This window comes from Methylomonas subterranea (assembly GCF_024505185.1).
In the GTDB taxonomy this organism is placed as follows: Bacteria; Pseudomonadota; Gammaproteobacteria; order Methylococcales; family Methylomonadaceae; genus Methylomonas; species Methylomonas subterranea.
In genome coordinates, this window is the sequence record NZ_JANIBJ010000001.1 from 15,001 (window position 1) to 26,686 (window position 11,686).

Annotated in this window: 11 protein-coding genes; all 11 read right to left on the reverse strand. The window is 49.4% G+C overall.

Going from position 1 to position 11,686, the window contains the following annotated elements; all coding sequences use genetic code 11:
• Positions 1 to 27: 27 nt before the first annotated feature.
• The 11 genes from NP590_RS00095 to NP590_RS00145 all read right to left on the reverse strand — a co-directional run bounded on the left by NP590_RS00095 (position 28) and on the right by NP590_RS00145 (position 11,455).
• Positions 28 to 1,125, reverse strand: coding sequence for a glycosyltransferase family 2 protein (locus tag NP590_RS00095; protein ID WP_256600086.1), 1,098 nt, complete (start codon positions 1,123 to 1,125; stop codon positions 28 to 30).
• A gap of 24 nt (positions 1,126 to 1,149) precedes the next feature.
• Positions 1,150 to 1,914 carry an ABC transporter ATP-binding protein gene (locus NP590_RS00100; RefSeq protein WP_256600087.1) on the reverse strand — a complete coding sequence of 255 codons (765 nt, stop codon included), beginning with the start codon at positions 1,912 to 1,914 and terminating at the stop codon, positions 1,150 to 1,152.
• Positions 1,911 to 2,696, reverse strand: a complete 786-nt coding sequence (locus NP590_RS00105) for an ABC transporter permease (RefSeq protein ID WP_256600088.1) — start codon at positions 2,694 to 2,696, stop codon at positions 1,911 to 1,913. Before NP590_RS00105 ends, NP590_RS00100 begins: the two co-directional genes overlap by 4 nt.
• Positions 2,686 to 3,831, reverse strand: a complete 1,146-nt coding sequence (locus NP590_RS00110; protein WP_256600089.1) for a hypothetical protein — start codon at positions 3,829 to 3,831, stop codon at positions 2,686 to 2,688. The genes NP590_RS00105 and NP590_RS00110 overlap by 11 nt, the downstream gene beginning before the upstream one ends.
• 205 nt (positions 3,832 to 4,036) lie before the next feature.
• Complete coding sequence (locus NP590_RS00115; RefSeq protein ID WP_256600090.1) at positions 4,037 to 4,975, reverse strand: NAD-dependent epimerase/dehydratase family protein; 939 nt, start codon at positions 4,973 to 4,975, stop codon at positions 4,037 to 4,039.
• A gap of 437 nt (positions 4,976 to 5,412) precedes the next feature.
• Entirely contained in the window at positions 5,413 to 6,129 is a 717-nt protein-coding gene (locus tag NP590_RS00120; protein WP_256600091.1) for a sugar phosphate nucleotidyltransferase, read from the reverse strand.
• Between the two features lie 11 nt (positions 6,130 to 6,140).
• Entirely contained in the window at positions 6,141 to 7,310 is a 1,170-nt protein-coding gene (locus NP590_RS00125) for a DegT/DnrJ/EryC1/StrS family aminotransferase (RefSeq protein WP_256600092.1), read from the reverse strand.
• A gap of 16 nt (positions 7,311 to 7,326) precedes the next feature.
• Positions 7,327 to 8,292 (reverse strand): transketolase family protein, encoded by a 966-nt coding sequence (locus NP590_RS00130; RefSeq protein ID WP_256600094.1) that lies wholly within the window; start codon positions 8,290 to 8,292, stop codon positions 7,327 to 7,329.
• Entirely contained in the window at positions 8,289 to 9,107 is an 819-nt protein-coding gene (locus NP590_RS00135; RefSeq protein ID WP_256600095.1) for a transketolase, read from the reverse strand. The genes NP590_RS00130 and NP590_RS00135 overlap by 4 nt, the downstream gene beginning before the upstream one ends.
• An 88-nt stretch (positions 9,108 to 9,195) precedes the next feature.
• Complete coding sequence (locus NP590_RS00140; RefSeq protein WP_256600096.1) at positions 9,196 to 10,191, reverse strand: GHMP family kinase ATP-binding protein; 996 nt, start codon at positions 10,189 to 10,191, stop codon at positions 9,196 to 9,198.
• Positions 10,192 to 10,195: 4 nt separating this feature from the next.
• Entirely contained in the window at positions 10,196 to 11,455 is a 1,260-nt protein-coding gene (locus NP590_RS00145; protein WP_371927199.1) for a B12-binding domain-containing radical SAM protein, read from the reverse strand.
• Positions 11,456 to 11,686: the final 231 nt, after the last annotated feature.

Here is an 11,686-nt window from a genome sequence, read left to right on the forward strand (position 1 = left end):
TCCGCCTGCCGACGGCGATGGATTTATTTATATTTTCGATGCTGCGAAACATGCATCAACAAGCGAATCAAATACCAATATTTGATCGGCATGAGTTAGTGTATGATGCTGCAAGTCTATCGAGCCTAAACTAAATGGTATATTATAATACTTTCTGTTATATAGGACAATATTAACTTGATTTATAGATTTTATCAGACAAGGTAAAGGAATGTATTGCTCGACAGCTTTGCTGGCACTTTGAAGCGTATCGAAAACAGTAATTTCATCATGATTAAGAGCGTCAATCATGTCCAAGTCGATCGAGCCTAAACTGAATGGTACATTTAAGAATTTACCTTTGAAACTTACTATGTTAAAGCTATTGATTGATTTAACAAGATGAGGCGGGCTAATGCGGTGTAGCTTGGAAATAACTTCTATTTCATTATTATATACTGAATAGTCTTGCACAAATTCAGGGTGGTGATCCGGGTCAAAATCTATATTGATGCATCTCATGGATGATGCTTTAAAACCTTGGCCGTATATAGCACCCCATTTTTTCGCAAATAAATCTAAGTCTTCATCAAGGCAGTTTTCTCCGCCCTTGCGAATATCTGCTTTCGTTATATTTATAAGTTTTTTTTTACTATACTCACAGCGCCCGCCTTTTGACCAAACTTTAAAACTAAGATCAGTGTCGGTAAAATCCTTTTTAAATCTACCATCAAAATATCCTATGCTCAAAGCATCTTCGAGACGCATAAATGGAAAGTTACAATAATAAATCCCATAAACGGTCCCAATAAGTCCAAAATGAAGACCCAAACAAAACATGCTTCCATCTTTAGGTTTTCGCGCCGAAAAATTAGCTATTGCTTGAATATCCCAGCCGGGTAGATATTCGCAATCATCCGACGTTGCTGTAATAAAGTTACCGGTAGCACGCGAGGAAGCTACTGCATGCGCAAATGCAGAGCCGTTTCTTTCCTTCTCTTCGATCCATATTACATCTGTTTCATCAACCTTAAAAGGAGAGACTACGATAATTTCATAATCTACACTTGTAGTATTACGAATGTTTTTTAATGTTCGAGCGAGAGCGTCCGGATACAGCGAGGGTAGTGTTATAGATATTTTCATAATGCTTTATTTCGCTACTGTGAGTTACTCTTTACAGATTTGCTTGGGCTCTCGGCGTGACATCGTCATAACGGCTTCATATTCTGAAAGAACATTGGAAATAGAACCTTGCACTAGAACGTGGCCCATATTCAAACAAATCCCCGAATCACACATTTCGGCCAATGCCTCCATATCGTGCGACACTATGACCAGCGTGCCTTGGCGCGCTTTGAAGTCTTGCAAATATTGTCCGCATTTTTCCTGGAAGTGGCTGTCCCCGACCGCAAGTACTTCATCAATCAATAGAATATCGACTGGAGTATGGGCGATAGTGGAAAAACCAAGGCGGGCAATCATGCCGCTCGAATAGGTACGGATCTGGTTATCAATCGCTCCGTCCAGTTCGGAAAAGCCAATTATTTTGTCCAGATTGTTTCGAATTTCAGTAAGCGACATCCCCAGGATGGAGCCGTACAAGAAAATATTTTCACGTCCTGTCAGTTCAGGGTGAAAACCGGCCCCGAGTTCCAGCATCGAAGCTACACGTCCATGCATCCTGATATTTCCCCTGTCGGGCGGAATCGTACCCAGCAACAACGAGAGTAAGGTGCTCTTACCCGTGCCGTTGTGCCCGACGATACCGAATGCCGAACCGCGCTCGACTGCAAAATTAATATCCCGCAGCGCCCATTCGCGAGAATATCGGCTATCGTCCGCCTTATGGCGGCCCACTAATAACTCTTTGATGCCTCGGGGTTGCCTGCCATAGCGTTTCCATACACCGTCACATTGCACCGCGCTGCTCATAACAATTCACCGAGTTTACAAGCTCCCCCGCGATAAATGACTATCGACAAAAAGGACATGATCAACGCCATGGTAATACACTGATTGATCAGCTTGAAATCGATATTCCCCTCCAGGAAAATGCTACGCCAGCTGCCCACCAAGGCAACCAGCGGGTTCCATTCAAATATGTGTCGATACGTGTCGGGAATCATACTCACTGGATAAACAATAGGCGTCAGAAAAAACAGCAAGGAAAGGCCTATGCCGACTATATATTCCACATCGTGGACGTAAACATTTGCCACTGCCAATATTAGGGCTAGCGGGTAAGCCATGGAGAGTTGGAGCATAACCATAAGCGGTAATTGCCAAAGCCAGGAGAGGTGTAATATTCCACCCGTAAAAAATATGAAGCAGCACAATACCGGCAGAGCAAAGCAAAAGTGCACCATTTCATGAATAACACTACCAAGGGGCAGTACAGCGCGCACAAGATTGACTTTTTTCACCAATGAAACGTTATTTTTGAAGCTAGCCGACGCTTGTATCAGAGAATTTGTAAACCATACCCAGGGAAACATTCCAGTTAATAGAAAGACTGAGTAATTGGGCATTTGCACCCTCATAATAATCTTGAACGCCACGTAATAAACCAAGGCAAACGCGAAGGGATTTGCCAGTGCCCATAAATATCCAAGGACACTACTTTTATAGCGTACTTTAAGGTCTTTTTGGACTAGCAGATATAGCAGCTCCAGAAAATGTTTTACGTTGATTCCAATTTTTAATTCACGATTCATTTTTTTTCAAATTTTTATAGTTTATCATGATTGCTTGTAAAATCCTGTCGTTTTCCATGTTTGCTATCTGCATATATTCTTTTGTTAATGGACCAAGATAGTCAATAAGTTCGCTGGGAAATTTGAAGTACCGATACATTTCATATAAAGATTTTTCGCCAATAAATTGCAGGCAAAGCTTTTCTATCGGATGTTGATGAAATACTTTTGTTAAGACCGGCATATTGTGTTCATGCTGTAATGCGCGATAAATTCTAGTTGGACTAGAATATTTCCAATTTTTCAATTGAGGCGGATGTAATGAATAAGCGCCTCGCGCAATACTTTGACCCGCGGTAGTTGAAAAGGGAATGGATTTACATGGGTTAAACCTATTTTTTATACCAAGCGAAAGAATATCTATGTTTATTCTGCGAATAAATTTAAGACGATATGGGGTGATTGAGCCAGTTATTTCTATAAAGAGCTTTTTATCTAAAAATAATGATCGTTCGATTTCTGCAAAATTGATTTCAGGATGAATTGTGCCCAATACAGGAGTGTTTTCAATGATGCCGTTAATATTATCAACGATTGATTGGTGACTCAGAATGACCGCGTCGGCGCAGGCTATCATTTTTTCCAATCCCAAGTAGCGCATGAGCATATATGCCGTACGATGCAATCTTGATATCAGCGGTAAACGTTCGTTCCTTATCAAGTTTCTTAGAAAATGATCGAATAAATAAACAACTAAAAGCGGCGAGTAAAAAATAGCTACTAGCCAATGTTGAATAGTTGCCGATTGAAAATCTTCACGGTGATTCCTGAAATAAACATTCATTGCCGCGATTACCGAAGCCTCTACAATTCCCCCAAAAAAGTTGAATGAGGTTACAAACAAGCGATGCTCGATAAACTCAGTCAATACATATACCAGTCCGGAGTTGGGGTTTTGTCGTTTAAATTCTATTATTTCCCGGTTGGATATGGCATCGGTGAATTCATCAATAATCAGAGTTATAGCATCAGGATCCAGTGTTTCTGTAACTGTTACCTCGTGACCACGTTTTATAATGACAGTGCTAATGATGCTGATTAAATCTTCTATCCCATCAAGTTTGCCGTGGTTACTTACAAATATAGAGAATCTCATTGTGTTCCTGTTGATTCGAAAATTTAATCTTTCAATCTCTGCTATCCCAATTGAGTTAAATAAAATTTAATTCAGTTTTTCAGTACGCGATTGTTTCCGAGGTTGATAAAATTCATTGCCTTCCGTGGGACTGCACGGGCTAAATCGTTTGCCGAAGTGGCGTGGTTATGAATAGCGGACAAATTAAAATCCATAATTTCTGCGATCACACGTTTCCGTACATCGAATTCTTGATCATGGTAAAACCTTTGATTAATTCAGCGATGCCGGCGTCTAGGCTTACCGAAGTTTTGTAACCGGTTGCCTCGATTTTGGCGTTAGAAACGATGTAGTTTCGTTGATCCGGATCCTTGCCGACCGGTGCGTCGATAAACACGAAGTCTGGAATCTGCTTTCTGATTGTTTCGCACAACTCCATTTTAGAGACATTGGCATCTGAAAGGCCGACGTTGTAAATCTGGCCTTTCATCGCGTCGTAATTGGTAATCGCATGTTGGAAAGCGCGGGATACGTCGCGTACGTGCAGGTAATTGCGTTTGAAATAGCCTTCGAACAGCACGATGAAACGGTCGTTGACCGCCCGATAGGTGAAGTCGTTGACCAGTAAATCGATGCGCATCCTTGGCGACATGCCGAACACAGTCGCCAAGCGGAAGCTAATGGCGTTTTCATGTTGCATCAGTTCCTGCTCTATTTTGACCTTCTCTATCGCATATTGCGAGATCGGGCGCAACGGCGACTCCTCGGTACAAAAATTGTTTTCGTCGCCGGTACCGTAAGCGCTATTAGTGGTCGGCATCAGCACGATTTGATTCTTGGACAGCAATTTCAGCATCAGCATTATCGCGTCGTGATTGGTGGTCGTCGCGCCGATAGGATCCATATTGCACAGCGGCGCCCCCACCAGCGCGGCCAAGGGAATTACGATGTCGGCATTTTTGAGCAAAGGCGCGATGGTTTTTTCCAAGCGGATGTCACCCTTAACGACTGAAAAATTCGGATGGTAGCAAACGTGGTTCAAACTGCTTTGCTTGAACATGAAATTGTCCAGCACCGTTACTTTATGTCCCGCCGCCAGTAAGTCGGGGGCCATGGTCGAGCCCAGATAGCCGGCCCCGCCGGTCAATAAGATGTTGTAATTCATATTTCTCCTTTCGGTTCGAAAAAAAATCGTTCGACAAAGATTGCCGCTTCGGCGCATACGCCCGTGCGAGTGCGCCAGCGCTATGCGCAATTCCTCAATGGAACTGGTCATTGTTTTAGGAACGATGGCCGCCTAAATGGCAAGTCCGCGCCCCTTGCCACCATCGCGGGCAGGAAAAGCGATACTCGGTATCGACATGGCGGCCATTAAGTTGGCGCTAGCAGTATGTTCGGCGACAGGCTTGACGTGATAATCCCAAAAAAGGCGTCGTTGCCGGTTGCGGGCGAGAGTGAACTCTCGAGGTCAAGACTTCCGCGGGTAAGATATCGCGTTTCCGCGCGCAATTCCGCCGCCTCGAAAGCGGTCAATGCGGCGGAATCCGCCGACAGACGGCTTTGGCCGCGATCGAGGCATGGATATTGGCGTTCAGTCGGAAACTACCGGGACGCCGGTTCGTCCAACACTTGCCCTGCACGGGCGTAATCCTCAGGAACCCCGATGTCGATGAAGCCGCCCAAAAACTCGACTCCGATCAAGCGTCGCCCGGCCGCCAGGGCCGCGGGAAAAATATCGTCCTCGAGAGACCAATTGGCGCGAAGCGTAAAGCGTTCTTCCTGCAGTGCGCAACGCCGAAGGTAATACACACCGCCGTTCGCCAGACTGCCGACCCCTGCCTTGCCTGACTTCAAGGATCTAATGCACCCGTCGTCGGCTACTTCCATAGCCATATAACGACCTTCCGTGTTGGAACGAAACATTGAAAAGCAGCAATCCGCGTCGTTTCGTTGCGCGCATCGCATCAATCGTTCGAAATCCACAGCGAAGAAAGTATCGCCGTTGAGCAATAGAAAACGTTCGCCGGCGGCGATGTTGCGCGCGGCTAGCAACACCCCGCCGCCGGTACCCAAGGGTGTGTCTTCAACCGCGTAGTCGATTGCCGCGTCGCGGTAATGATCGCCAAAGTAATCGATGATCGCATCGCGCCTGTAGCCGACCGACAGAATAAAACGCCTCACGCCCTGGCCCCGCCAGTACTCAATTAGATAGTCCAGAAACGGCCGGCCATTGATTGGCGCCATCGGTTTCGGCAAATCGGGTACCGCGTCACGCAAACGCGTACCCAAGCCGCCGCCAAGAACGATTGCGGTGGTCACGATGTTCGCCGTCAAACCGCGTTAAGCAACGCGCATAATTCGTCGACTTCGGCAATGCTCAAATCCGGGAAATTGCCGATGTAAAATCCGTAGAAATGAATGTGCTCGGTGTTGGGAAATTCCAGGTAATGGCCATCTGGCACGACGCCTCTTAAATACGGCTGGCGTATCTGATTGCCGCCGCCGGCGCTGCCCCGGCGGAATTCGATGCCGGATTCGCGCATTTTATTCATCACTCGTTGTACCAAACCATTGTCAGCTTGGTTGAGAATCAGGTTGAAGGCATAGTTGCTAGAGCCTTCCAGCTTGAAGTCGGTGCGGTATTTGGACGAATCGATTTGGTCCAGAAAGCGCAGCAAATTTTCGGTGCGGCGTTGCACGATTGTATCGAGGCGCTTGAGTTGGCTACGCCCCATGATGCCGCCGATTTCGGTGTTGCGGGTGTTATAGGCCGGATAGGCAAAAATGAAGTCCGGGTTGAGCTGCGGATTTTCGTCGATGTAGCGCGCCTTCAAATCATTGTCGGTCGCCTCGCGCACCATGCCGTGCGAACGCAACATGCGTACTTGCTGGTAGACCTCGGGATCGTCGGTGCAAATCATGCCGCCCTCGATCGTGCTCATATGGTGGGCGTAGTAATAGGAAAAATTGGAAATCCAGCCGATGCTGCCGAGTAGTTTACCGTTATGGCGGGCGCCGTGCGACTCGCAGACATCTTCGATCAACGGAATCTTGCGGCGTTCGAGTTCCGCAACCAGTTCGTCGGTAAGGCCGTCGAAACCTTGTACGTGGGTCAGAAAAACGGCGCGGGTTTTGCCGGTAATTTTGTTTAGGATTTGCCGGGTATCCATCGCCAGGGTGGCAAGATCTATATCGGCAAAAACCGGCGTGAAACCGTTTTGTAAAACCGACGCTATGTCGGAAACCCAGGCCAACGGCGGCACGATGACTTCGCCACCTTCGGGATGCCGTATTTTCAACGCCGCCATGGTCAGCAGATTGGCCGACGCACCGGAATTCAGAAAAACGCTGTATTTCACACCTAGCCACGCCGACCACTCGGCCTCGAATTCGCGCACGTTCGCGCCGTGGGTCAAAATCGGATCGTCCTGCTTGAGATGTTCGATTACTGCGTCGAGATCTTCGCGCAGGATGTTGTTACGCATCAGAGGGAATTTCATGTCTTCGAATACCCGGTTATTGAGAAAGTGCTTGGATGAAGGCCGCGACGCGCCGTTGCACGGCTTCCGGTCCGATGCCGACCTGTTCGTGCAATTCGGCCCGCGTGCCCAGTTCGAAACGGTAACCGCCCTCGACACCCAGGTTAAGCAATTTTAACGGTAGTTCGCGGCGGGTCAGAAAATCGAATAGCATGGCATCGACCCCGCCACGGCCACGGAAGCCTTCTTCCAGGCTGACCAGTCCTTGATAGCCGGCGAGTTCGTCGGCCAAGCGTTCCTCATCAAAACGCATTATGTCCACCAAGTCGATAAGGCCTGGCACAATCCCGGATTTTTCAAGTATATCCGCCACCTTGAGAGCGGTATGCAACATGTAGCCGGTCGCCAGCAGACACGCATGCTTGCCGCGACGGTGAACATGAAAACCCAATTGCAAGTCCGGCGCGGCTTGCTCGTAGATGACCGGTAATATCTGAGCGTCGAAACGCAGATATTTTGGACCGGTAGACGACAGGCAACGCTCGAACAACGCTCCCGCTGTTATGTGGTCGGCAGGGGAAAACACCTGGAAATTAGGCATAGCACGCATCAAGGTCAAATCTTCGTAGCACTGGTGGGTCGGCCCGGAAACCACATAACTGTAACCGGCGCCTACGCCAATCAGGTTGACGTTAATCGGTCGCGCTTCAGACAGCAACGCCAAGCTGACGCGAATCTGTTCGTAGCAGCGCATGGTGATGAACGGCGCGATGGCGTAGGCAAAAACGGTAAAACCTTCGAGTGCCAGACCGGCGGACACATTGATCAAATTTTGCTCGGCGATACCGACATTGACAAAACGGTTTGGGAAATCGGTGCGTATCTTGTCCAGTATCGGCGAACCGAAATCAGCGCTGACGAAAAATATTTTTGCATCCTGGGCCATCGCCTGCCAAATCCGCTCGAGCAGGACATCGCGCATCGCTAGCGGCTTGGTCGTCATGGCATTTGCTCCAGTAACCGGTCGATCAATTCCGGTTTGGGATTCAGAATGTGTGACAAAGGCGCGTTCTCAAGCCCCGGCACGCCGCGTCCTTTCAAGGTTTTGGCGATCAGCGCTTTCGGTTTGCCGGTCGCCGATGCTTTCATGTCTAACAATGCCGACCGTACCGCCAACACATCATGACCATCAACCCGGCGACAATCCCAACCGAACGCCGACAAACGCTCGACTAGCGGGTGGTGACTGACGATGTCGTCGGTATAGCCAAGCATGCTGATGCCGTTGTCGTCGATGACGAGGTTCAGGTTGTCAAGCCGGTGTTGAGATGCAAACATGGCGGCCTCCCAATTGGCGCCTTCGTGCAATTCTCCATCGCCGGAGACGACGAATACTTGCCGGTCGCTATTGAGCCGGTTTAAGCCCAGCGCCATACCGCTGGCAACGCCCAGGCCATGACCGAGCGACCCGTTGACGGTTTCATAACCGGGAATCACCGGATCGGGGATGCCGCCCAAAAAACCGCCGCTATGGCAAACCCGCAACAATTCATCTTTGGGGAAAAAACCGAGATCCGCCAAAATCGGATACATGCAAATTGAACCGTGCCCCTTGCTGATCACGCACCGGTCACGATGCGCCGACAGCGGCTGGGCGGCATCGAAACGCAATACGCCGCCGTAATATAAAGCGACAAAAATTTCGACGGACGACAGCGACGAAGCCAGTCGCGTTTCGGGCGCGCGGCGGTGGATAGCCAACGTTTCCCTCCAGACCCAATGAGCCTTGGCGCGCAAATCGGGAGTTTCGGAGCTCACGGCAATGTCTCCTTCCCGGCGTTCGCTCGTGAAAAGATCGAGTCCGCGCGCGCGCCGGTATAAAGGCAGAAAAACATATACATGGAAATCAAAGTCCGTTGGGTTGGTAGAGTACTACACGGCTGCCGGAGTCTTCGAAATTGAACGGCACGTGAATAAGCTTGTCCAGGCGTGCGCGAATCGCGGCTTGCTTCTCCGGTTTGGCGAACAACAATAAGAAACCGCCGCCACCAGCACCCAAAATCTTGCCGCCGATGGCACCGGCGTCGATTGCCGCGTTGTATATTTCGTTGATTTTTGGGTTGGATACCCGGCTGGAAAGACTGCGTTTGTAATGCCAATTAGTATCCAACAGCTTACCGAACGACTCAATGGGCTGGCGGCGATCCTGGAGCAAGTCGATGGCTTCGTCGACCATGGCCCGCATCAGCTTCAGCTCTTTCTCGCGATTCTCCAAATTGTCGATTTTCGACTTCGCGATCTCGGAGGCGATACGCGAAAAGCCGGTAAAGCACAACATCAAATGTTCGCGAAGTTCTTGTTGGCGCTGTTGCGGCAAAATCACCGGCGCCACGTCGAAGGTATCGTTGGCATGAAAGTCGATCCGGTTGAAACCGCCGAAGGCCGCCGATACTTGGTCTTGCGAGCCTACATGCTCACGGATCACATTTTGTTCGATGTGAATCGCGTCCCTGGCCAATCCATCCTTATTAGTTACTTGCCCTTGTAAGGCTTGCAGGGCGTTCAACAAACCGACCGTAAACGACGAACTCGAACCCAAGCCGGAACGGGCGGGCAAGTCGCCGTCATGATGGATTTCCAGGCCTTCCTCAACGTTAGCCCATTTAAGCACCGCGCGAACGGCGGGATGTTGAATATCGTCGGTATGTTTGACGTTTTCGATCAAGGAATAGACGATGCGGTGTTTGTGGTCGAAAAACGGCGGCAAGCGGCGGCAACTGATGTAACAGTACTTGTCTATGGAGGTCGACAACACCGCGCCACCGTGCTCGCGGTACCAGCTCGGATAGTCCGTGCCGCCGCCGAAGAACGAAATTCTAAACGGGGTCCTGGTGATAATCATACGCTCAATCCCCCAGCAATTTCCGCTTTAGGCGGATACTCGCCATGTCTTCGATGTTTTTTCTTTCTTGCGCGCCAAATCGGCGTTCGGCAAGTTCGAGATAGGCGGGATTCGAAAAGTAGGTATGCCATGCCCTGTCGCGGAATCGTAAAACGTCCGCCGAGCTCAAATGCCTTGTCGGCAGCGGTTCGCATGCGTAAGACAGGAAAGCGAAGCCTTCGTAGGTCTCGGGCAGTTTCCAGCCGTTGCGTTTGGCGATATGGTACATGGGGCTGCCCGGCAAGGCCTGGCAAGGATACATGTTAGCCATTTCGGTATTGAGCTCGATGGCAAGATCGAGCGTTTGCTGCATGGTTTCCAAGGTATCGTCGGGAAAACCGAAGATATAATTACTGATTATATTGATGCCGACCTCTCCAATCGTATTGCAAACCTCGCGGATATTGATTTCCTTGAAAGAACCCTTGGAAACCTCTTGCCGTACCATCTGGTTGCCCGTCTCGATGCCCAATGCCAGCCAGTTCACGCCGGAACGCTTAAACAAATCGAGTGCGTCGCGCCTGACCGTATCGACTCGGGAGTATGTCCACATGTTAAAGTCGAAACCCTGATCGACCACGTTTTGTAGGATGGGTTCGTAGTATTTGCGATTGAGGAAAAACATTTCATCGCTGATACGTAGCGTGCGGACGCCAAGCTTGGCCAATTTTTCCATTTCACGGATTACCCAAGCGGGTGACCAAAAGCGCATGCCCCGCGAATGCGAGGCGTCGATGCCATCGCTGTTATCGGACCGGTTGACAATGTTGATCATGCAGAAATCGCAACCGAAATTGCAGCCCAGTGAGGTATAAATGGCGGCGAACGGCGTGCGTTTTTCATGGCTGAACCCGGCGTGCCAGAAATGCGCCCGGTAGAGATCGAGCGGTTTTTCGCGGTAAGGAAGCAAATCCCATGCATAGCCGGGTAAGTCTTCGTCCATCCGTTCTTGCGGTACCACGGATTGAGGCGGGTTGATTACTGGTAGCGACGTTCCCTCTTGTTTATAACCGATGCCCTTGACGTGCGCCAAGTCGCGTTTGAGATTGCCGTTCAAAAGGTTGTGCAACGCGTAAACGCCTTCATTTAGCAATACGATGTCGACGCAATCGTGAGCTAGAACTTCCAGCGGCAAGGCACTGGTATGTGAGCCAACGAAAGCTATCCTGCAGTTAATGCAGTCGTCTTGTTTGATTGCACGGGCCAAGGCCAGAGCTCCAATCATGCCGGTCGTTCCGGAATTCGGATTTTGTCCATATACGACGAATAAGACCAATCTCGGAGCCAAGTCGACAACCCGTTTGACCGATTGGTCGAGCGTCAAACATTCCGCAATGCAATCCAAAATCGTAACTCCGAAGCCTTTGCTGCGGCAGGATTCGGCCAAAAGCAATGCAAACGTGGGAGGCTCGATGGCTGAATAAGTTTTGGCAAGATCCTGATAAGCCTTCGCGGA